Source organism: Lelliottia sp. 7254-16 (assembly GCF_002922995.1).
Taxonomy (GTDB): Bacteria; Pseudomonadota; Gammaproteobacteria; order Enterobacterales; family Enterobacteriaceae; genus Enterobacter; species Enterobacter jeotgali.
The window spans coordinates 68,176-90,548 of record NZ_PQVS01000008.1 but is presented as its reverse complement, the minus strand read 5'-3'; the positions used below and the strand labels follow the sequence as shown (position 1 = coordinate 90,548).

20 protein-coding genes and 1 pseudogene are annotated in these 22,373 nt (G+C 59.2%); 9 read left to right on the top strand and 12 right to left on the bottom strand.

Going from position 1 to position 22,373, the window contains the following annotated elements; genetic code table 11:
* Positions 1-2: 2 nt before the first annotated feature.
* The 8 genes from C3708_RS12605 to C3708_RS12570 form a co-directional block, all read right to left on the bottom strand.
* Complete coding sequence (locus C3708_RS12605; protein WP_103949481.1) at positions 3-653, bottom strand: anti-sigma factor domain-containing protein; 651 nt, start codon at positions 651-653, stop codon at positions 3-5.
* A complete protein-coding gene (locus tag C3708_RS12600; RefSeq protein WP_095281150.1) occupies positions 650-1,204 on the bottom strand; it encodes a sigma-70 family RNA polymerase sigma factor in 555 nt (184 codons plus the stop codon). Before C3708_RS12600 ends, C3708_RS12605 begins: the two co-directional genes overlap by 4 nt.
* A gap of 43 nt (positions 1,205-1,247) precedes the next feature.
* On the bottom strand, positions 1,248-1,811 hold the full coding sequence (locus C3708_RS12595; protein ID WP_103949480.1) for a fasciclin domain-containing protein: 564 nt from the start codon (positions 1,809-1,811) through the stop codon (positions 1,248-1,250).
* 141 nt (positions 1,812-1,952) lie between these two features.
* On the bottom strand, positions 1,953-2,219 hold the full coding sequence (locus tag C3708_RS12590) for a hypothetical protein (protein ID WP_095281152.1): 267 nt from the start codon (positions 2,217-2,219) through the stop codon (positions 1,953-1,955).
* A gap of 63 nt (positions 2,220-2,282) precedes the next feature.
* The gene (locus tag C3708_RS12585; protein ID WP_095281153.1) at positions 2,283-2,651 is read right to left on the bottom strand and encodes a hypothetical protein; all 369 of its coding nucleotides are present in this window, start codon (positions 2,649-2,651) and stop codon (positions 2,283-2,285) included.
* A 14-nt stretch (positions 2,652-2,665) separates the two neighbouring features.
* Positions 2,666-2,866, bottom strand: a complete 201-nt coding sequence (locus tag C3708_RS12580; RefSeq protein ID WP_095281154.1) for a hypothetical protein — start codon at positions 2,864-2,866, stop codon at positions 2,666-2,668.
* A gap of 412 nt (positions 2,867-3,278) precedes the next feature.
* Entirely contained in the window at positions 3,279-3,935 is a 657-nt protein-coding gene (gene entD / locus C3708_RS12575; protein WP_103949479.1) for an enterobactin synthase subunit EntD, read from the bottom strand.
* A gap of 53 nt (positions 3,936-3,988) precedes the next feature.
* A complete protein-coding gene (locus C3708_RS12570; protein WP_095281156.1) occupies positions 3,989-6,241 on the bottom strand; it encodes a TonB-dependent siderophore receptor in 2,253 nt (750 codons plus the stop codon).
* 250 nt (positions 6,242-6,491) lie between these two features.
* Between C3708_RS12570 and fes the strand changes: the two are divergent.
* The 3 genes and pseudogenes from fes to entF form a co-directional block, all read left to right on the top strand.
* Positions 6,492-7,703: pseudogene (gene fes / locus C3708_RS12565) on the top strand (enterochelin esterase); the annotation flags it as partial.
* 36 nt (positions 7,704-7,739) lie between these two features.
* Positions 7,740-7,952 carry an MbtH family NRPS accessory protein gene (locus tag C3708_RS12560; protein ID WP_095281158.1) on the top strand — a complete coding sequence of 71 codons (213 nt, stop codon included), beginning with the start codon at positions 7,740-7,742 and terminating at the stop codon, positions 7,950-7,952.
* On the top strand, positions 7,949-11,824 hold the full coding sequence (gene entF / locus C3708_RS12555; protein WP_103949477.1) for an enterobactin non-ribosomal peptide synthetase EntF: 3,876 nt from the start codon (positions 7,949-7,951) through the stop codon (positions 11,822-11,824). Before C3708_RS12560 ends, entF begins: the two co-directional genes overlap by 4 nt.
* A gap of 91 nt (positions 11,825-11,915) precedes the next feature.
* On the opposite strand, the gene fepC is transcribed toward entF, so the two are convergent.
* From fepC to fepD, 3 genes are read right to left on the bottom strand one after another with little or no spacing between them, the layout of a single operon-like run.
* Complete coding sequence (gene fepC, locus C3708_RS12550; protein ID WP_103949476.1) at positions 11,916-12,716, bottom strand: iron-enterobactin ABC transporter ATP-binding protein; 801 nt, start codon at positions 12,714-12,716, stop codon at positions 11,916-11,918.
* Positions 12,713-13,705: an iron-enterobactin ABC transporter permease gene (gene fepG, locus C3708_RS12545; protein ID WP_095281161.1), complete on the bottom strand. Its 993-nt coding sequence runs from the start codon at positions 13,703-13,705 to the stop codon at positions 12,713-12,715. Before fepG ends, fepC begins: the two co-directional genes overlap by 4 nt.
* Positions 13,702-14,706 carry a Fe(3+)-siderophore ABC transporter permease gene (gene fepD, locus C3708_RS12540; protein ID WP_103949475.1) on the bottom strand — a complete coding sequence of 335 codons (1,005 nt, stop codon included), beginning with the start codon at positions 14,704-14,706 and terminating at the stop codon, positions 13,702-13,704. Before fepD ends, fepG begins: the two co-directional genes overlap by 4 nt.
* Before the next feature lie 111 nt (positions 14,707-14,817).
* Here fepD and entS point away from each other — a divergent pair, with 111 nt between their 5' ends.
* Complete coding sequence (entS, locus tag C3708_RS12535; protein WP_103946709.1) at positions 14,818-16,062, top strand: enterobactin transporter EntS; 1,245 nt, start codon at positions 14,818-14,820, stop codon at positions 16,060-16,062.
* Positions 16,063-16,160: 98 nt separating this feature from the next.
* Here entS and fepB read toward each other — a convergent pair whose 3' ends face one another.
* Positions 16,161-17,120: a Fe2+-enterobactin ABC transporter substrate-binding protein gene (gene fepB, locus C3708_RS12530; RefSeq protein WP_103949474.1), complete on the bottom strand. Its 960-nt coding sequence runs from the start codon at positions 17,118-17,120 to the stop codon at positions 16,161-16,163.
* A 187-nt stretch (positions 17,121-17,307) separates the two neighbouring features.
* On the opposite strand from fepB, the gene entC reads away from it, so the two are divergent.
* From entC to entH, 5 genes are read left to right on the top strand one after another with little or no spacing between them, the layout of a single operon-like run.
* A complete protein-coding gene (gene entC / locus C3708_RS12525; protein WP_095281165.1) occupies positions 17,308-18,483 on the top strand; it encodes an isochorismate synthase EntC in 1,176 nt (391 codons plus the stop codon).
* A 9-nt stretch (positions 18,484-18,492) separates the two neighbouring features.
* The gene (gene entE, locus C3708_RS12520; protein WP_103949473.1) at positions 18,493-20,103 is read left to right on the top strand and encodes a (2,3-dihydroxybenzoyl)adenylate synthase EntE; all 1,611 of its coding nucleotides are present in this window, start codon (positions 18,493-18,495) and stop codon (positions 20,101-20,103) included.
* Positions 20,104-20,113: 10 nt separating this feature from the next.
* On the top strand, positions 20,114-20,968 hold the full coding sequence (locus tag C3708_RS12515) for an isochorismatase (RefSeq protein WP_103949472.1): 855 nt from the start codon (positions 20,114-20,116) through the stop codon (positions 20,966-20,968).
* Complete coding sequence (gene entA, locus C3708_RS12510; RefSeq protein ID WP_095281168.1) at positions 20,968-21,723, top strand: 2,3-dihydro-2,3-dihydroxybenzoate dehydrogenase EntA; 756 nt, start codon at positions 20,968-20,970, stop codon at positions 21,721-21,723. Before C3708_RS12515 ends, entA begins: the two co-directional genes overlap by 1 nt.
* Positions 21,724-22,137, top strand: a complete 414-nt coding sequence (entH, locus tag C3708_RS12505; protein WP_095281169.1) for a proofreading thioesterase EntH — start codon at positions 21,724-21,726, stop codon at positions 22,135-22,137.
* The last annotated feature ends 236 nt before the right edge of the window (positions 22,138-22,373 follow it).

The window sequence follows — 22,373 nt, the reverse complement described above, 5'->3', positions numbered from 1 at the left end:
CGCTATATCTTGCCGCTGAACAGCACCGGCCCGGTAGGTTGCCCGGTCGGTGAACCGCCCTGCGGTTCGAGACTGATCGCAATAACGGCGTCGGCGGCAAGAGTCATATGACTAAGCTTCACCTGAGTCGGCGCCTGGCTGTTCAACAGGCCGAGTGAAACCGGCGTGCCTCCGGCGGGGATCAGCCACAGTTGCAGGCTGCTGTTGGGTGTTAACGCTGCCGGGCGTAGCGGCGTTAAACTCAACTGCTGGCGTTGGCTATCCGCACTGACGACCCATTGTCCGTGCTGCTGTGTATCGTTAAGCACCACCAGTGGCGTCAGTTCAGGTTCACGGGTTGTATACCAGGTGACGAGCGCCACGGCGGCTAAACCGGCAGCGGCCATCCAGCCGAGATAAGGGCGATTACGCCGCACAGTGGGTTGCGCAGGAAGGTTGATCGCAATTTTCTTCCACACGGATTCAGGCGGCTGAACCGGCTTCAGATGGCTGTCGAGGGTGCTAAACATCGTTTCCCAACGCGCGACGCGTTCGGCCAGATCGCGTTCATGCATCAGCCTCTTCTGAAATCGTAACCGCGCATTGCCCCGCAGCGTACCGAGTGCGTATTCCGCCGCCAGCGCATCATCGCGTTTTTCATTGTGGTCGTTCATAGGCCTACACATTCCCGGAGATGTTCCATCGCGCGGCGGACCCAGCTTTTGACCGATCCAATCGGCTGTTGCAGCCAGTCGGCGATATCGCTGTGGGACATTCCCTGATAATACGCGAGCGTGATGCTCTGACGCTGGTCGTTGCTAAGGTGTCCAAGGCAATGGCGCAGACGTTCCGCCTGGGCGTCGTCATGCCAGTTATTCCTGTCGTCGTCCGCGTGGATCTCAAGCTGGTCGGTATACTCTTCCTCGCGGTTAGCCGCGCGAGCTTGCCCACTGCGCAGCCAGTCGATACAGCGGTTGCGGACAATATGGGTCAGCCAGGTCATGGGGGCGCTGAGCGTGGGGTCGTAGGATCCTGCTTTGCTCCAGACGGTGATGAAGCAATCATGCAGCACTTCTTCCGACCAGGCGCGCTGACGCAACATACGCAGGGCGACGGCAAAGAGATGCGGTGACGTTAGCCGGTACAGCTGTTCAAATGCGCGGCGATCGCCTTTCGCGACCGCCTGCATTAATCTAACGTGCTGTTCTGTCAGCGCATTATCCATATTTTTCCCGGATGTCCTGTTTTCCCATCCGAAGTATAGACAATTACTTAGGCATCAGAACGGTGTCGATAACGTCAATCACGCCATTTTTCTGATGGACGTCATAAGTGCTAATGTTCGCCACGTTACCTTTCCCGTCTTTAAGCTGAATGTTGTGCGGCCCATTGCTCATGATCCACAGCGGTTGACCGTTGACCGTTTTCAGCTCTGTGTGACCGCCGCCTTGCTTAATCTTTGCTTCGAGGGATTTCATATCATAGTTACCGGCCACCACGTGGTAGGTGAGGATGCTGGCGAGCATCGCTTTATTCTCCGGTTTTACCAGGTTGTCGACCGTCCCCGCAGGCAATTTAGCGAACGCCGCATTGGTTGGGGCGAAGACAGTGAACGGGCCTTTGCTTTGCAACGTATCGACCAGACCCGCCGCTTTAACGGCGGCAACCAGCGTGGTGTGATCTTTCGAGTTCATCGCATTTTCGACGATGTTTTTTTGCGGGAACATTGCGGATCCACCCACCATGACTGAACCGGATTCCATCGCAGCAAATGCGCCTGCGGTGAAGAGTAATGCGCTGGATACGAATGCGATATTGATTAGCTTTTTCATCATACATCCTCGTAGTAGGGAGCGAAGGAGTTGCTCACATATCGACATACGAGAGAGAGGGCGAAACTGGATGCAGAAAAATGAAAATATTTTTTTGGCGCACACAAAACCTCTTCCCCGCGTAAGGGAAGAGGCTAAGTATTACGCCGATTCTGGCTTTTTCCCGCGCGTCAGCCAGGCCAGAAATCCGAGGAAACAGCCGATGATCAGCAGCATCCCCATCATCACCAGGGTGATGAGTTCCTCAATGTTGAATATCTCTCCGGAAATATTCAGGGCGCGTTGATCGTAGAGAAATAAGATGGCTTTGATTGCGCTGTAAAAGAACCAGGCGCAGAACGTGAAAAACAGCCACAGGAATATCTTGCCAATAAGGGTGCGTTTACTCTCTTTTTTTGCGTGTGTCATAGGTGTTTGCGTTTCTTTTTATGGGGGGAGACATCCCTGTCTGCTGTCATCACTCCATTAAAATTAGCGGACCGACACGCCTTCCAGCTTGCCTGACGAGGTCATATCAAACTCGGCGGTGTAACCGTTTTTGCGCCAGCGGGTGCGCTCGCCGTTGGTGGAGTGCCATCCTGCATCTTCCATATAATCAACGGCTTCGCCCTGGTATTTGCCTGCGATGTTTGAATCGATCTCACGCGCTATGTCACCCGTAGACTCATCGTCCCGAGGGTGATGCCGGGTATGCCCGACGTGGCACGTTCCGTTAGCTTCATCAACCTGTGTACAGCCCGACTGTTCCAGCTGTGCGCGATAGGCTTCGCTGATAGCAAACACAGGCTGAGAAAAAATACCGCCGACGACGGCCAGCACGACCCAATAATTCATTTTCATTATTCAGTGTCCTGTTAACGGTACCAGCAGCGTGAACCATTATCAGCCTGGCTGGCATCGGCTAATGTTTCACAGTCAGGTAATGAAACCCCATCGCGGGTAATCATGTGATCTTTATTGTGGTGATGATGTGCATCGCTCGGCGGAGCAATAATGCAGCCGGATAACATCAGCGTTGCACCGGCAATAGCCAGCGCCATAATCATTTTATTCATTTCAGTCGTCCTGTTGAGGGTTATGCATTTCATTAGCAGCGTCATTATTCCGTTTTAAATAATGAATTCCTTATCTGAGCGGCATTTTTAACGGGGTTATATGTCCGTGAAAGCATCATATGGAGTTATTTAACTAAAATAAAGAGGTCGGACCTGGTGTTATCTGTTGTTTTATTTATTTGAATTTAAACGATAAAAATATAAACCTTCATCGTTGTTATGCAGTTGTTGTTTTCTGTGAGGGGTTTTTACATTGTCTACATTAATAATCGTAGATGTTTATTGGCTCACGCAAAGTAATCGATTACAGATAATTAACGAAAATAAACGGAATAAATGTTTTATTTGCGGGAAAATAAAATAAAGCGCTTTTTTAAGATTAATCCTGAGACAGTGTTAATTGTATGACGATTTATTCGCAGAGCAGGGTAATAACGCCTGAGTTGTTCTCACACCAGTGAAGGATAAAAGGGTGATGATGCGAAAAACCGGCCAGAGGACGGGCGAGCGACAGGGTGAGCGTGCTGCGGGAAATATTGGTCACGCAGGCGCTGTCAAAACCCATATAGGTATTTACGCGTGGGAAGAGGGCTTTGAACAGGCTCTCTTTGGCGCTGAAGGCCAGCGTCAGGGCCAGCGCAAAAGGGTATCCCGTGCGCATCAGCACGGTTTTTTCCTGCGGATTAATAATGCCGTCCTGAATCTCAACCGCTTCCTGTGCGGCGATAAGCTGCTCGCCGTCGATGCCCACCAGCGCGTTATCGCGCTTCACTGCCAGCGCGAACGCCTGGCTTCCGCTGTGAGAAATACTGCCCGCAAAACCTGCTGGCCACAGCGGTTCGCCGTTGGGGCCAATACCCGGCACAGCGTTAATCGAAAAATTCTGTAGGGCATGAGCAGCGGCGATGCGTCCGGCCAGATAGTCGGCTTTACGTTTGGCGGAGGCGTGGCTCAGGACGGCGTGATGGGGCAGCCAGAGCAGATCGGCGTTATCAAATGTGGTGCGATCAAAATCAATGCGCTGAACGCAGACGCCGCCGAGTGTCAGCAGGCTGTGAGTGGTTTGCATTGGTCCCCCTGATTGAAAAAAGCCCCCTTCGAGGGAAGAGGGCTTACAGTCTATCAGAAGTGGGTGTTAACGCTCATGTACCAGGTGCGTCCCGGTTCGTTGTAGGTGTAAGCACCTGCACCGTACATGTACGCGCCGGTGGTGGCGTTCCCGGTGGTCTGGGCATTACCCGCGCGCCACTGGCGTTTGTCGAAGACGTTGTCCACGCCGCCGGTCAGGCTGACGTACTTGGTCACGTCCCAGGTCGCGCTCAGGCCGACGATGCTGTACGGGCTGACTTCGTCTTTCTCAGACCCGGTCACCGGCTGACCTTTGTAGTTGTATTTCTTCGGCTGCTGCTTGCCGTACCAGGTGAAGGTCGACTGCACAGACACATCCTGCTGTACCTGCCAGCTCAGGGTTGAGTTCAGCGTGTACTCCGGGATGATCGACAGACGGTCGCCGGTCTCTTTGTTCTTACTTTGCAGCATGTAGGTGATATTGTTGGTCCAGTTCACCGCGTCCGTCACCGGCACGTTCAGTGTCCCTTCCAGTCCTTCTACGACGGCTTTCGGCACGTTTTCCCACTGATAAATATCGGTGCGCACTTTGCCGGAAGAGGTCTGGCCGATTGGCGCATAGCCCGCTTCAATTTTGTCGCGGTAGTCGTTACGGAACCAGGTCGCGCCCGCCAGCCAGCCGTCGCGTTTCCACTCAAGGCCGATCTCTTTGTTGATGCTGGTTTCCGCTTTCAGGTCGTCGTTACCCATCATGTAACAGCCGACGCCGTCACCGCTGGCGTAGCAACCCTGGCCTTTGCTGTAGAGCAGGTAGTTCGGGTTGGTCTGGTACAGGCTCGGCGCTTTATACGCCCGCGCGATACCCATTTTCAGCGTGAAGTCATCACCCAGACCTTGCGAAAGGTTCAGGGACGGGCTCCAGTTGTTGCCAACAATGGTGTGATGATCGAAACGCAGCGCCGGGGTCAGCATGGTGCTGTCGGTCAGCTCCATGTTGTTTTCAGCAAACAGGGAGAAGATCTCCGCCTGAGAGTACGGGCTACGATCGTCGCTCATGCCTGGGATCGCGCCGCCCTGTTGGGTCTGCGAGTTAGAGGCGTAGTCCTTCATGCGTTGCTGGTTCCATTCGGTACCCAGCGTCAGGTTCTGATTGACGAGGAAATCGAACGGTAGGCTAACTTCACTGTGCAGCGTAACGTCGGACAGATCGGTATCGGTAAACTTATCGCTGTTGAACAGCCCTTCCAGACCGCCCGCCAGCCCTTCGCCCAGACGCGAGTTGCGGGTGTGCTCGTACTGCGCCCAGTTGCTGGTGGTCACGCCATTATCCCAGCCGCCGTTCCAGGTCAGCGCCCAGTTCTGGCGGTAGATACGGTTGGTCTCTTTGCCGTAATTCTTCTTCACCAGCCCGTTGGAGCTGTCGTCGTTGTTGGTGTTCTGCGTATCGCCCGCGTAGAGGTTGTTCTGGCGGCTGTAGCCCGCTTCAAACTCCAGGGACTGCATCGGCGCAAAGTCCCAGCGCACGACGCCGTTGATGTCTTTGTTTTCCACGCCTTCACGACCGGCAGGCAGGGTGCTGGAATACATCCCGGTACGCTCAGACTGATGGCCCTGGTTGATATCCCACGCGTCGGCCTGGGTTTTATCCAGGTTGCCGAACATGCGGAAGCTGAAATCGCCGCCCAGCGGGCCGCTCAGGCTGAAGTTGGTGCGCTTGGTGGAGCCTTCGTCTTTATGCTCCGGCGCGTTCAGATAGGTGTTCCACGAACCATGCCACTGGTTGTCGAATTTTTTGGTGATGATATTCACCACGCCGCCCGCTGCGCCGTTACCGTAACGCGCGGCCGCCGGGCCACGAATGACTTCGATGCGCTCAACCATTTCAGGCGGCACCCAGCCGGTATCGCCACGGGTATCGCGTTCGCCGCGCCAGCCCAGACGGATGGAGTTACGGCTGGTGACCGGTTTGCCGTCGATCAGGATCAGGGTATTTTCCGGGCCCATGCCGCGAATGTCGATCTGGCGGTTGTTGCCGCGCTGGCCGCTGGTGGAGTTCCCGGTCAGGTTCACGCCCGGCATGGTACGAATGATTTCGGCCACGTCACGAGCGGGAGGATTTTTACGGATTTCGTCTGCGGTGATGGTGGAAACGCCCGGCGCCTGCAGGTTCTGCTCGGCGGCGGTGATCACCATGGTGTCTTCGTGCGCGGCACTGCTGGCGGTTTTGTCTTCTGCCATTGCGGGCATAGCCGCGCCGTAAATCCCCAGGTTGACCAGCAAGGCCAGGGAGTGAATCTTCTTATTCATTGTACGTCCTGCTTTTCGTTGCCGCGTCCCCTTGGCTCCATTCCCTAACGGGAGAGGAGGCGGCATGACTTATCACCGGCACGTTGCGTAAGCAGCCCTGTCCTCGAGCGCACACAATGCGTGGCATGGTTGTTTTTTGAGCGCGCTTCCCACAGCGCGGGCACTACGCTATTGCAAATGCAAATAGTTATCAATAATATTATCAATATATTTTGTCTTGTAACAAAAAAGACGCGAAAAACATGAGGTTAAACGGGTGACGGCGCTAACAACGGGAAGTGATGCCTGGTGGCAGTCAAAAAAAGGTCCGGAATGGGTGCGCGAACAGGATAATTTTCGTGTGACGTTCTGGTGGCGCGATCCGGCAGGGACGCAGCGCACATCGCAGGTTCAGCGGGTGTGGATTTACATCACCGGCGTGACCGACCACCATCAAAATGCCCGACCACAATCCTTAACCCGTCTTCCCGACACCGACGTCTGGCAATGGCAGGGGGAGTTCAGCCCCGAATGGCGTGGCAGCTACTGTTTTATTCCCTCCGATAACGCCCAGGATTTCGACGATATCGTCTTTACCGCCGACGCGCCGGACCGCATCGCGCTTCGCGAAGGCTGGCGCAAACTGCTGCCGAAAGCGATTGCCGATCCGCTGAACTGCCAGAGCTGGCGCGGCGGGCGCGGGCATCCGGTGTCAGCCCTGGAAATGCCGAATGCACCGGTTCAGCCGGGCTGGAATCATCCCGATACGCCGTACGCTGCGCCGCAATGTATTGAGTGGCACAGTCCGCGGCTGGGGAATGTGCGCCGCGTGTGGGTATTTACCACCGGCGAGGAAAACCCGACCGAGCGCCCGCTGGCGATTCTGCTCGACGGGCAGTTTTGGGCTGAAAGTATGCCCGTCTGGCCCGCGCTGGCGGCGCTAACAAACGAACGGCAATTGCCGCCGGCGGTCTACGTTTTGATCGATGTGATCGACACCGCCCATCGCAGCCGCGAGTTGCCCTGCAACCCGGATTTCTGGCTGGCGGTGCAGGAAGAGTTACTCCCGCAGATCCACGCCATCGCACCCTTCAGCGAACGCGGCGATCGCACGGTTGTCGCCGGACAAAGTTTTGGTGGCCTGTCGTCCCTGTACGCCGGACTCAACTGGCCGCAGCGTTTCGGCTGCGTGCTCAGTCAGTCGGGTTCCTACTGGTGGCCGCATCGCGGCGCGCAGCAGGACGGGCTGCTTATCGAACAACTCAAAGCGGGTGAAAAATCCGCCGAACACCTTCGCATCGTTCTTGAAGCGGGCCAGCGCGAGCCGCTGATCTTCCGCGCCAATCAGGCTATTTACGCCCAACTACAACACACACAGCAGTCGATTTTCTGGCGTCAGGTTGACGGCGGACATGATGCGCTTTGCTGGCGTGGCGGGCTGACGCAGGGGCTTATTACCCTCTGGCAGCCACTCATTCACTAACGCCAGGCAGGCGATTTTTTTCGACAGGAGTTTGGTATGGAATTCAGTAATCCCTTCGACAACCCGCAAGGGCTATTCGCTATTTTGCAAAACGAAAACGGTCAGTACAGCCTGTGGCCCGCCCAGTGCGCACAGCCTGCGGGCTGGCGTCAGGTGTGTGAGCCGCAATCTCAGGAAGCCTGCCAGCAGTGGCTTAGCGAAAACTGGCAAACACTTATCCCGTCTCATTTTGCGGAGGAAAATGCATGAGCACGCGTCTTCCTCTTGTCGCCGCCCAGCCGGGAATCTGGATGGCAGAACAGCTTTCGACCCTGCCGAACGCCTGGAGCGTGGCGCACTACGTTGAACTGAAAGGCGAAATTAATGCGCCACTGTTTTCGAAAGCCATCGTCGAAGGCATGATGCAGGCCGACACGCTGCGCACCCGTTTTAGCGAAGACAACGGCGAGGTATGGCAGTGGATCGATGAATCGCTGGTTTTGGCTGAGCCGCACATTATCGACCTGCGCGACAACGCCGATCCGCACACTGCCGCTGTGGCGCTGATGGACGCTGATCTTGCACAAAACCTGCGCGTCGACAGCGGCCAGCCACTGGCATTTCAGCTCCTGATTCAGGTCGATAGCAACCGCTGGTACTGGTATCAGCGCTATCATCATTTAGTCGTCGATGGCTTCAGTTTCCCGGCCATTACCCGCCAGATCGCCGCCATTTATGCCGCATGGGCGAAAGGCGAACCGACGCCAGCGTCGCCGTTTACACCGTTTGCAGAAGTGGTGGAAGAGTATCAGCGCTATCGCGACAGCGAAGCGTATCAGCGCGACGGCGCATTTTGGGCCGAGCAGCGCAAACAGCTGCCGCCGCCGGTTTCGCTATCGCCTGCTCCGCTTCCGGGCCGCGCTGCGACCACCGATATTTTACGTCTCAAACTGTTGGCCGATCGCCGCGCATTCAGTCAACTGACCGCATCTTGCCCGCAGGTTCAGCGCACGGATCTGGCCCTCGCGCTGGTGGCTCTTTGGCTGGGCCGCTTGACCGGTCGGCTGGATTACGCAGCGGGCTTTATCTTTATGCGTCGCATGGGATCGGCGGCGCTCACCGCCACCGGTCCGGTGCTCAACGTTCTGCCGATGGCGATCAATATCCAAGCGCAGGAAACCTTACCGGAACTGGCCCTGCGCCTGGCAAATCAGCTGAAAAAGATGCGTCGTCACCAGCGTTACGACGCCGAGCAGATTGTGCGCGACAGCGGGCGAGCGGCCGGAGACGAGGCACTGTTTGGCCCGGTGTTGAACGTGAAGGTCTTTGATTATCAGCTGGATATCGACGGCGTGCAGGCGATAACGCACACCCTGGCGACCGGCCCGGTGAATGACCTCGAACTGGCGCTGTTCCCGGACGAGCAGGGCGGTTTAAGTATTGAGATTCTGGCGAACAAACAGCGCTACGATGAAGCGACGCTCACCCGCCACGTGGCGCGCCTGAACGCGCTGCTGGCGCAGTTTGCTGCCAATCCTGCGCTGCCCTGCGGCGAGGCGGAAACCGTCTCCGACGACGAGTATCACCAGCTGGCGCAGATCAACGATACCGGTGTGATGCTCGAGGCCACCACTCTGAGCGCGCTGGTGGCGGAGCAGGCGCACAAAACGCCGGATGCCCCGGCGCTGGCAGATGCCCACACGGAACTGAGCTATCGCCAGATGCGCGAGCAGGTTATCGCCCTGGCAAACGGGCTTCGTGAACGCGGCGTCAAACCCGGCGACAGCGTGGCAGTGGCGCTACCGCGCTCGGTATTCCTGACTCTGGCCCTGCACGCGATTGTTGAAGCGGGCGCCGCCTGGCTGCCGCTGGATACGGGCTACCCCGACGACCGCCTGCACATGATGCTGGAAGACGCGCGCCCTTCTTTACTCATTACTACCGACGATCAGCTCCCGCGCTTTAGCAGCGTGTCGGATCTTACGACCCTGTGCTACGGCGAATTACTGCCTGCGAACGGCAGCGAACCGCTGAATCTCAGCACCCCGGAACAGACCGCCTACATCATCTTTACCTCCGGTTCAACCGGGCGCCCGAAAGGGGTGATGGTCGGGCAAACCGCTATCGTCAACCGCCTGCTGTGGATGCAAAACCACTACCCGCTGGACGTGAGTGATGTGGTGGCGCAGAAAACGCCGTGCAGTTTTGACGTCTCAGTGTGGGAGTTCTGGTGGCCGTTTATCGCCGGGGCAAAACTGGTGATGGCCGAGCCGGACGCCCATCGCGATCCGCTGGCGATGCAGCAGTTCTTCGCCCGATACGGCGTCACCACCACCCACTTTGTGCCGTCGATGCTGGCGGCGTTTGTCGCCTCGTTAACGCCGGAAAACGCCCACTGCTGCACCAGTCTGAAACAGGTGTTCTGCAGCGGGGAAGCGCTGCCGACCGAACTGTGCCGCGAGTGGGAAGTGCTCACTCACGCGCCGCTGCACAATTTATATGGCCCGACGGAAGCGGCGGTGGACGTGAGCTGGTATCCGGCGTTTGGCGACGCGCTGGCGGCGGTGTCCGGCAACAGCGTGCCGATTGGTTTCCCTGTGTGGAATACTGGCCTGCGCATTCTCGACGGGATGATGCGCCCGGTGCCGTTTGGCGTGGCGGGCGATCTCTATCTGACCGGCATTCAGCTGGCGCAGGGGTATCTGGGCCGCCCGGACCTGACCGCCAGCCGCTTTATTGCCGACCCGTTCGCACCAGGCGAACGTATGTATCGCACCGGTGACGTCGCCCGCTGGCTGGACAACGGCGCGGTGGAGTATCTCGGGCGCAGCGACGATCAGCTCAAAATTCGCGGTCAGCGCATAGAGCTTGGCGAAATCGACCGCGCGATGCAGGCCTTACCTGACGTGGCGCAGGCGGTGGCCCATGCCTGTGTGTTCAATCAGGCGGCAGCAACCGGCGGCGATGCGCGACAATTAGTGGGCTATGTGGTGTCGGACTCCGGTTTACCGCTGGACCGCGACGTGCTGCTCGACGCCCTGAAAGCGCAGCTCCCGCCGCATATGGTGCCGGTGGTGGTGCTGCAAATCAGCGAACTGCCGCTGAGCGCCAACGGTAAGCTCGATCGCAAAGCGCTGCCGTTGCCAGAATTGACCAGCAAAGCGTCGGGCCGTGCACCGGAAACGGCGACGGAAATCGCGGTGGCGCAGGCGTTCTCGGCGCTGCTCGGCTGCGAGGTGAACGACATCGAAGCCGATTTCTTCGCTCTCGGCGGCCACTCGCTGCTGGCGATGCGTCTCGCGGCGCAGCTCAGCCGCGCATTCTCCCGCAAAGTCACGCCGGGGCAAATCATGGTCGCTTCAACGGTTAATCAGCTGAGCACGCTGCTGGATTCCGCGATGAGCGACGAACAAGCGCAGCGTCTGGGGTATGAAACAGTTCTCCCGCTGCGACAAAGCACCGGCCCAACGCTGTTCTGCTTCCATCCGGCGTCTGGTTTTGCCTGGCAGTTTAGCGTGCTGGCGCGCTATCTCAGCCCGCGCTGGTCGATTACCGGGATTCAGTCTCCACGCCCGGAAGGCCCGATGGCGCAGGGCGCGACGCTGGATACGGTGATCGAACATCATCTGCATACTCTGCGTACCCAGCAGGCGCACGGGCCGTATTATCTGTTCGGCTACTCGCTCGGTGGGACCTTAGCGCAGGGCATCGCCGCGCGTCTGCGTGAGCAGGGTGAGGAAGTGGCGTTCCTCGGCCTGCTGGATACCTGGCCGCCGGAGACGCAAAACTGGGCGGAGAAAGAGGCCAACGGGCTGGACCCGGAAGTGCTGGCGGAAATTGAACGCGAACGCGAGGCTTTCATGGCGGCCCAGCAGGGGCAGGCGTCAGGCGAGCTGTTTACCGCCATCGAAGGCAACTACGCCGATGCGGTGCGCCTGTTGACCACGGCGCACAGCTCTCGGTTTGACGGTAAAGCGACGCTGTTTGTTGCCGAACGCACGCGAACGATGGACCCGCATCAGGCGTGGGGCGAGTGGGTGGGTGAGCTTGACGTTTACAGTCAGGATTGCGCCCACGTGGATATCATTTCTCCGCAGGCGTTCGAGCAGATTGGACCGGTGTTGAAGGGGATTTTGGGGTAGTTGCGCGCTGTTGCCCTCACCCTAACCCTCTCCCACAGGGAGAGGGGACTCTGACTCCCTCTCCCTTTGGGAGAGGGCCGGGGTGAGGGGATCAAACTGCACGTTTCCCCAGCGGCACCACCAGCGGCGTTCCCGCTACCGGATCGTCAATAATCATGCAGCGCATTCCGTAGATACGCTCGATAAGCTCTGGTGTCACAATCTCTTTCGGCGCACCTTGCGCCACAATCTTTCCGTCACGCAGCGCAATCAGATGCGTGGCGTAGCGGCACGCCTGATTCAGATCGTGCAGCACCGCCGCCAGCGTATAGCCCTGGGTGCGGTTCAGATCGCTCAGCAACTCAAGTAAATCAATCTGATGGCTGATATCCAGCCAGGTAGTCGGCTCGTCGAGCAGCATAATCGCCGTCTCCTGCGCCAGCACCATCGCGATCCACGCGCGCTGCCGCTGACCGCCGGACAGCGTATCGACGCTTTGCCTTGCCAGATCGGTGATCCCCGTTGCCTGCATCGCGCGGGCCACGGCCTCTTCATCTTCTTTCCGCCAGCGGGTAAACACTGGCTGATGCGGATACCGCCCGCGCGCTACCAGCTCCTGCACGGTGATATCCCCCGGCGTGGTGGCGTTTTGCGCCAGCAGTCCAATCCGCCGTGCCACCTCTTTGCTGGCATAGCTTTGGATTTGCTCCCCGTCGAGAAACACGCTGCCGTGCTGAGGCGTCATCAGACGGCTCAGGGTGCGCAGCAAAGTCGATTTTCCGCAGCCGTTCGGGCCGATGATCGCCGTGAAATGGCCGTCGGGAATCGACACGGTTAAATTGTCGACCACGATTTTTTTACCGTAGCCGAGGGTCAGTTTTTCGCCGCGCAAGCGGGATGTTGTGGCATTCATTTCTTGCGGGACTCCTGGACTAACAAGACGATGAGGTAAATCCCGCCAAGGCTGACGGTCACGACGCCCACCGGAAGTTGATAAGGCATAAACAGCTGCTGGGCGCAGAGATCGGCGGCCAGCAATAACAACGCGCCGCACAGCGCCGACTGGGTCAAACCCCAGCGGGCGGTGCCGCTGATGCGTCGCGCGATGTGCGGGGCGACCAGCGCAATAAACGAAATCGGCCCGGCGATAGCGGTGGAGGCGGCGGTTAACACCACGGCGACCAGCATCAGCGTCAGGCGCGAACGCTCAACGCTCACCCCCAGCGCGCAGGCGCTGTCGTCACCCATCTCCAGCAGGCGCATTCTGCGCACCAGCAGCCAGGAACAGACCATCATCAGCGCGATAATTGGCGTGGCGGGCAGGGTTTTCGCCCACGTCAGGCCGTTGAGTGAACCCGCGTTCCACAACCCTGCGGAAAGCGACGTTTCTAACGAGGCGTGCAGCAGAAGCCAGGTGTTAAACGCCATCAGCATAGCGCGGATGCCGATGCCGATAATGATCAGACGGAAGGTTTCGATGCCGTTGCGCCAGGCCAGCAACCAGACGACCAGCGATGTGAGAATGCCGCCCGCCATCGCCGCGAAGGCAATCGCCGTGAGATGCTGACCAAACAGCACCATCGCCACCAGCACGCCGCTCCACGCCCCGGTGTTGAAGCCCATCACATCCGGGCTGCCGAGCGGGTTGCGCAGTAACGACTGGAAAATCGCGCCGCTCACGCCGAGCGCCGCGCCGACCAGAATCGCCATCACCACGCGCGGCAAGCGCCACTCCGTGACGACCATAGTGATGTTGCGCGGGGCGCTGCCGGTGAGGGCGTTAAAGACCTGGCTGAAATCGAGCGTCACCGCGCCGCTGCGCAGGCTCCAGACGGCAATCAGCAGGCTTGCGGCGACCAGCAGCAGGCAGGAGAACACTAAACGTCGGGACGGAGACATCACAGGGCACCTCCGCGCTGGCGTCGCACCAGGAAGATCAGCACCGGCGCGCCGATAAACGCGCTGACCACCGACACGCGCAGCTCACCCGGCACCAGCACGCGCCCGATGATATCGGCAAACAGCAGCAGGGTCGGAGTGGCGAGTAGCGTGACCGGAAGCGACCAGCGGTGATCGGACCCGACAATCCAGCGCGCCATGTGCGGCATCATCAGGCCGATAAAGGCAATTGGGCCGACGACGGCGGTCGCGCTTCCGCACAGCACGGTGATCGCCAGTAAACCCATCAACTGGGTGCGCGCCACGCGGCTGCCCAGCGCGGTGGCGGTATCTGTCCCGAGACTCAGGCTGTTCAACGCCCGGCAGGAAATTAGCGCCACGGCGGCGGCGATCAGCACCGGAATGGTGACCACTTTCAGGGTTTGCAGCGTGCGAATGTCCAGCGAACCCGCCTGCCAGAAACGCAGCTGATCCCAGACGTCAGGGTTAAGCAGGGCGATGCCTGAGGATAAGCCTTCGAGTACCGCGCCGAGCGCTACGCCCGCCAGCGTCAGACGCACCGGGCTGAGCTGTCCGCCGCCCTGGCTGCCGGTAAAGGCTACCAACAGGGATGCAGCCAACGCGCCGCAAAAGGCCATCAGCAGTTGTTCGGTGGGGGAGGAGAAGCCAAACAGCGCCGCGCCGAGGACGATGGCAAAACTGGCACCGGCGTTAACGCCAAGAATACCAGGGTCGGCAAGCGGATTGCGGGTCAGGGTTTGCATCAACGCCCCGGCAAGGCCCAGCGCTGCACCGGCCAGCAGCCCGGCAAGGGTTCGCGGCAACCGCGCATCGAGCACAATAATGCAGTCTGCACTCTGACATGTTCCGGAAAGGGCATCGACGATCGTGGACACGGGCAGCGGTTTCGCGCCGACCAGCAGGCTGAGTGCAACAGCAAGAAACAGCAGTATCAGTAAAACGGGCACGGCAGTGGCGCGCACCGTCAAAGAGGAAGACGACATAGCAACATCCATGATTTGATAATGATAGTAATTATCGTTATCTATCTTATTTGGCTATGTTAGCATGTGCGGCCAAGGAATTGGTATAAAAGAAACCGTTAAGGCCCTGTAATGACCCGACAATCCTGGCTGCTCAACCTCAGTCTGCTCAAGACTCATCCGGCGTTTCGCGCCGTGTTTATCGCCCGTTTTATCTCCATTTTATCCCTCGGCCTGCTCGGTGTTGCCGTCCCGGTCCAGATCCAGGCCATGACAAACTCCAGCTGGCTGGTCGGTCTTTCCGTCACTTTGACGGGCAGCGCGATGTTTATCGGCCTGATGGTCGGCGGCGTGCTGGCGGACCGTTACGAGCGCAAAAAGCTGATCCTGCTGGCGCGCGGCACGTGCGGCGTGGGCTTTGTCGGGCTGTGCCTGAACGCCATGCTGCCGGAGCCGTCGCTTGTCGCGATCTATGCGCTCGGTTTGTGGGACGGATTCTTTGCCTCGCTGGGGGTGACGGCGCTGCTGGCGGCAACGCCTGCGCTGGTCGGACGTGAAAATCTGATGCAGGCCGGGGCGATCACCATGCTCACGGTGCGTCTGGGGTCGGTCATTTCGCCGATGGTCGGCGGCCTGCTGCTGGCGACCGGAAACGTGGCCTGGAACTACGGACTGGCGGCGGCGGGGACTTTTATCACCACGCTGACGTTGCTGCGCCTGCCATTGCTGCCGCCACCGCCGCAGCCGCGCGAACATCCGCTGAAATCCCTGATGGCGGCGATCCGTTTTCTGTTCAGTAATCCGTTGATTGGCGGCATTGCGCTGCTGGGCGGACTGCTGACGATGGCCAGCGCGGTGCGCGTGCTTTATCCGGCGCTGGCGCTGGAGTGGCAGATGGGCGCTTCGCAAATTGGCCTGCTGTACGCGGCCATCCCGCTCGGCGCAGCGTTTGGCGCGCTGACCAGCGGTAATCTGGCGCAGAGCGCGCGTCCGGGGCTGATTATGCTTTCGGCCACGCTGGCGTCGTTTATCGCTATCGGCTTCTTCAGCCTGATGCCGTTCTGGGCGCTGGGCGTGGTGTGTCTGGCGCTGTTTGGCTGGCTGAGCGCCATCAGTTCTCTGCTGCAATACACCCTGATTCAGACTCAAACGCCGGAAGGGATGCTCGGGCGAATCAACGGCCTGTGGACCGCTCAGAACGTGACGGGCGATGCGATTGGCGCGGCGATTTTAGGCGGGCTGGGGGTCATTATGACGCCAGTAGCGTCGGCGAGCAGCAGCGGGTTTGTGTTAGCCATCATCGGGGTAATTTTATTGATGACGTTAGCGGAGTTACGTCGGTTTCGTCAGGAGCCCGTCGTTGTCGAAGAAGTTTAAGGTTTTTGTCGTTATGTAGGCCGGGTAAGGCGTAGCCGCCACCCGGCAGAAAACGCCCGGTGGCGCTTCGCTTACCGGGCCTACGGGGAAGGTGCCGTTTATTTGAAAATGGCCTCTAAACGCTGCAACACCAGCATCGCGCTGTAATAATCCAGGCGGAAGGTTTCCGTCCCGAGCGCCCAGACGCGTTTGTTTTCGACGGATGGCAGATGCGCCAGCAGCGGATTCGCGTAAATCGCATCGACATCTTTCTGGTCACCCGCAAACAGGAACAGCCCTTGTCCGTTCAGACCCGTCGCCAGGTTTTCACCGCCCAGCTGAATGATGTCGTGGCGTTTGCCCTGGCTTTTTGAGGTTGTCAGACCGGCAGGCATTTCAGCCAGCTGGAAGCCCAGCTGTTGCAGGAATTTGCCCTGCGCGGATTCACTCGTCCACAGGTTCGCGCTGTGCGCGGCGGCAGTGTAAACGATGGCGTTGACTGGCTGCGGCGGCAGCTTCATGTGCTGTTTAACCTGCGCCAGCTGCTTATCAAATTCCGCGATCCGCGCGGCGGCCTGTTTTTCCTGCCCGGTGATGGTCCCCAGCTGCGTCAGCAATTCCTGCCAGCTTTTGTCGTCGTAGTTGATGATGAGCGTCGGCGCGATAGCCGACAGCTGATCGTACAGCGCCAGCGCAGAATCGCCGCCGGTGGCGCTAATCAGAATCAGATCCGGCATTTGTGCAGCCACGGCTTCCGCACTCGGTTCGCCGATATACAGACGGGCCAGTTTGCGTTGTTTCGCGATGTCGCCCCACTGGCGCATAAAGCCCTGTGCGTCCGCCACGCGGTTATTCGGGGTGGTCGCCCCGCTGGCAATGACCGGTGCGTCAATTGCCAGCAGCGAGCCGGTGAGGGTCACGCTGGTGGAGACAATGCGCGTGGGTTTGGCTTCAAGCGTGTGCGTCCCGTGGCTATCGCTCACCTGACGCGGCCAGTCGGCGGCGGTGGCTGAGGTTAGTCCTAAAACAAAAAGTCCTGCTAAAAGCAGGGTGTTACGACAAACAGCAGGGAGTTTCACAAAGCGGCATCCTGTTTTTGTTGAGGTTAATGCTTCTCATTTTCATGATTGCGCCGAAGGGATGCAAGCGATAGTCGCACAAGATGCGCTGTCGGCGGTTGACACCACCGCGCTCTGCGATTAGGTTAGCCATCGAAAATATAAATGATAACTATTCGTAATGCGTTTATCGTTTAAGGAGGATGATATGGATACGTCATTGGCTGAGGAAGTTCAGCACACCGCGACCACGCTGCAATCAGACAGCTTTTTCTTTATGTCGCCTTATCGCAGTTTCACCACGTCAGGCTGTTTTGCCCGCTTTTCTGAATCCGCCGTCGGCGGCGACGATCCGGCTGGTGCTTTCCAGCAAAAGCTGGCGCAGGCCTTCCGGCAGGCCAAAGCCCAGGGGATAACGCACCCGATTATGGTCGGCGCGATCCCGTTCGATACCCGCAAACCGTCGTCACTGTTTATTCCGCAAAGCTGGCAAACCTTCTCGCGCCCGGCGCGACAGAAATCTGCGCGCTACCTTCCAGGGGCGCAGGAACTGAGCGTCACGAAGCGCACTGAAATCCCCTCGCAGCCGATTTTTGAAGAGATGGTGGCCCGCGCCGCTGCGCTTACCGCCACGCCACAGGTCAATAAAGTGGTGCTCTCGCGCCTGATTGATATCGCCGCCGATCAGAAGATCGACAGCGGGGCGCTGCTTGAGCGTCTGATCGCGCAAAACCCGGCCAGCTTTAACTTCCACGTGCCGCTCGAAGACGGCGGCGTGCTGCTGGGCGCAAGCCCGGAGCTGCTGCTGCGCAAAGAGGGGACGCACTTTAGCTCGCTGCCGCTGGCCGGTTCCGCGCGCCGTCAGCCGGACGACATGCTGGACCGCGAAGCCGGGAACAAACTGCTGGCCTCGGAAAAAGATCGTCACGAGCACGACCTGGTGACGCAGGCGATGAAAACCGTGCTCGAAAAACGCAGCCACCATCTGACCATGCCCTCTTCACCGCAGTTAGTGACCACGCCGACGCTCTGGCATCTGGCGACGCCGGTCGAGGGCGAAGCGCACGAACACGAAAACGCGCTGACGCTGGCCTGCCTGCTGCATCCGACGCCAGCGCTGAGTGGTTTCCCGCATCAGGCGGCGAAACAGCTGATTGCTGAGCTGGAGCCGTTCGATCGTGAACTGTTCGGCGGCATCGTCGGCTGGTGCGACAGCGAAGGCAACGGCGAGTGGGTAGTGACCATCCGCTGCGCGCGCATTCATCAGAATTCGGTTCGCCTGTTTGCGGGCGCGGGCATTGTCCCGGCTTCTTCGCCGGTCGGCGAGTGGCGCGAAACCGGGGTCAAACTCTCCACCATGCTCAACGTTTTTGGTTTGCACTGAGGAACGAACATGACGATTCCCTTTACCCGCTGGCCCGAGGAATTTGCCCGGCGCTACCGTGAAAAAGGCTACTGGCAGGATCTGCCGCTAACCGACATTTTGACCCGCCACGCCGACAGCGATGCGACGGCGATTGTCGACGGCGAGCGTCAGTATTCTTATCGCCAGTTCCATCAGGCGGTGAACAATCTGGCGTCTGCCTTGCAGGCGCAGGGCGTGAAGCGCGGTGAGACGGCGCTGGTGCAGCTCGGCAATATGGCGGAGTTTTACGTGACGTTCTTCGCGCTGTTACAGGTGGGCGTTGCGCCCGTCAATGCCCTGTTCAGCCATCAGCGCAGCGAACTGAACGCCTACGCCACGCAGATTGAACCGGCTTTGCTGATTGCCGACAGGCAGCACGCGCTGTTTGCGGGCGATGATTTCCTGAATACCTTTGTCGACCAGCATCGCTCCGTGCGCGTGGTGCTGCTGCGCGGTGATACGGGCGAACATGCCCTGGAAGCGGCGATAGCGCGCCCGGCGGATAACTTTATCGCCAGCCCAACGCCAGCCGATGAAGTGGCGTTTTTCCAGCTCTCCGGCGGCAGCACCGGCACGCCGAAGCTGATCCCGCGCACCCACAATGACTACTACTACAGCATTCGTCGCAGCAACGAGATTTGCGCCATCAACAGCCAGACGCGCTACCTGAACGCGCTGCCTGCCGCGCACAACTACGCGATGAGTTCCCCCGGCTCGCTGGGCGTGTTCCTCGCGGGCGGCTGCGTGGTGCTGGCCAACGATCCAAGCGCGACGCTGTGCTTCCCGTTGATCGAAAAACATCAGATTAACGTCACCTCGCTGGTGCCACCGGCGGTCAGCCTGTGGTTGCAGGCGATTGCCGAAGGCGCGGGCAACGACCAGCTCGCGACGCTGGCGCTGTTGCAGGTGGGCGGCGCACGTCTTTCTGCCACGCTTGCCGCGCGTATTCCGGCGGAAATCGGCTGCCAGTTACAGCAGGTGTTTGGTATGGCGGAAGGGCTGGTGAACTACACCGCGCTCGACGATTCGCCGGAAAAAATCATGAACACCCAGGGCCGCCCGATGTGCCCGGACGACGAAGTGTGGGTGGCGGATGAGCACGGTAATCCGCTGCCGCGCGGCGAAGTCGGACGCCTGATGACGCGCGGGCCGTACACCTTCCGCGGCTATTTTAAAAGCCCGGAGCACAACGCCAGCGCCTTTGACGCCGACGGTTTTTACTGCTCGGGCGATCTGATCGCCATCGACGAACAGGGCTACATCACCGTTCAGGGGCGTGAGAAAGATCAGATCAACCGCGGGGGCGAGAAGATCGCTGCCGAAGAGATCGAAAACCTGCTCCTGCGCCACGACGCGGTGATCCACGCGGCGCTGGTCAGCATGGAAGACAGCCTGCTGGGTGAGAAAAGCTGCGCGTATCTGGTGGTGAAAACCCCGCTGCGGGCGGTGGAGGTGCGGCGTTTCCTGCGTGAGCAGGGCGTGGCGGATTTCAAGCTGCCGGATCGCGTCGAGAGCGTGGATGCGCTGCCGCTGACGCCGGTAGGAAAAGTGGACAAGAAACAATTGCGCCTGTGGCTGGCCGAACGCGCCCAGGGCTGAGGAGTTAAATATGGCAATCCCAAAATTAACCGGTTATGCGCTGCCAACGGTGGCCGATCTGCCGAACAACAAAGTGAGCTGGGCGTTTGAGCCTGAGCGCGCGGCGCTGCTGATCCACGACATGCAGGAATACTTCCTCAACTTCTGGGGCGATAACTGCCCGATGATGGAACAAGTGGTGGCGAACATCGCTCAACTGCGTGATTACTGCAAAAAACATAACATTCCGGTCTATTACACCGCCCAGCCGAAAGAGCAGAGCGATGAAGATCGCGCCCTGCTGAACGACATGTGGGGACCCGGCCTGACGCGTTCCCCGGAACAGCAGCGCATTGTTGCCGAACTGGCTCCGGACGAAGCCGACACCGTGCTGGTGAAATGGCGCTACAGCGCGTTCCACCGTTCGCCGCTGGAGCAGATGTTGAAAGAGACAGGCCGCAATCAACTGCTGATTACCGGTGTCTACGCCCATATCGGCTGCATGACCACCGCGACGGATGCGTTTATGCGCGATATCAAACCGTTCTTCATCGCCGACGCGCTGGCCGATTTCAGCCGCGAAGAGCACCTGATGTCCCTCAACTACGTGGCGGGCCGTACCGGTCGCGTGGTGATGACCGACGAACTGCTGCCGTCTGTGCCAGCAAGCATTGAGGCGCTGCGCGCCGTGGTGTTGCCGCTGCTGGATGAATCCGACGAGCCGATGGATGACGAGAACCTGATCGATTACGGTCTGGACTCCGTGCGCATGATGGCGCTCGCGGCCCGCTGGCGCAAAGTGCACGGTGATATCGATTTCGTGATGCTGGCGAAAAATCCAACCATTGATGCCTGGTGGGCGCTGCTTTCCCGCGAGGTGAAGTGATGGCCGGTTTCGATTTCAGCGGTAAAACCGTCTGGGTAACCGGGGCTGGAAAAGGCATCGGTTACGCTACAGCGTTGGCCTTTGTTGAGGCTGGCGCGCAGGTGACCGGTTTTGATCTCGCGTTCCCGGAGCAGGAATATCCGTTCGTGACCGAAGTGCTGAACGTGGCGGATGCGACCCAAGTGAGCGACGTCTGCGGGCGCGTGCTGGCGACGACCGAGCGCCTCGACGTGCTGGTCAACGCGGCAGGGATTTTGCGCATGGGCGCGACGGATCAGCTCTCGCAGGACGACTGGCAGCAGACTTTTGCGGTCAACGTCGGCGGGGCGTTTAACCTGTTCCAGCAGACGATGGGCCAGTTCCGCCGTCAGCAGGGTGGGGCAATCGTCACCGTCGCGTCTGACGCGGCGCACACCCCACGCATCGGGATGAGTGCGTACGGCGCATCGAAAGCGGCGCTGAAAAGCCTGGCGCTGACCGTCGGTTTAGAGCTGGCGGGCAGCGGCGTGCGCTGCAACATTGTCTCACCGGGGTCGACCGATACCGACATGCAGCGCACCCTGTGGGTGAGTGATGACGCCGAGCAGCAGCGCATTCGCGGATTTGGCGAGCAGTTTAAGCTGGGCATTCCGCTCGGCAAAATTGCGCGACCGCCTGAAATTGCCAACACCATTCTGTTCCTCGCCTCGGATCTGGCCAGCCACATCACGCTGCAGGATATTGTGGTCGACGGCGGCTCAACCCTGGGGGCGTAGATGATCTGGAAACGTCATATGTCCCTTGAAGAGCTAAACGCCACCAGCCTGAATACGATGGTGGCGCATCTTGGGATGGTTTACACCCGCATCGGTGACGACACCCTCGAAGCCGAAATGCCGGTGGATGCGCGGACGCATCAGCCGTTTGGCCTGCTGCACGGTGGTGCTTCGGCGGCGCTGGCGGAGACGCTCGGCTCGATGGCCGGTTTTCTGATGACCCGCGACGGGCAAAACGTGGTGGGGACGGAGCTGAATGCGACCCATCACCGTGCCGTGTCGCAGGGCAAAGTGCGCGGCGTGTGTCAGCCGTTGCACCTGGGGCGTCAAAATCAAAGCTGGGAGATCGTGGTGTTCGACGAGCAGGGACGGCGGTGCTGTACCTGTCGGTTGAGTACGATGGTGTTGGGGTAGGTTTGGTGCCCGCGTGTTTGTCGGGTGGCGGCTGCGCCTTACCCGGCCTACAAAATCCCCGAATGTCGGCCCGGTAAGGCGCAGCCGCCACCGGGCAATATGTCCGCCCGAAGTTTGTAGGCCCGGTAAGCGTTAGCGCCACCGGGCAATGCCTCCGCGAAAGTGATCTACGTAACACAGTCACGTAAATATCTGGTTTGACCACGCATTATTGAGTTTCAAAGTTGTTAAATTTT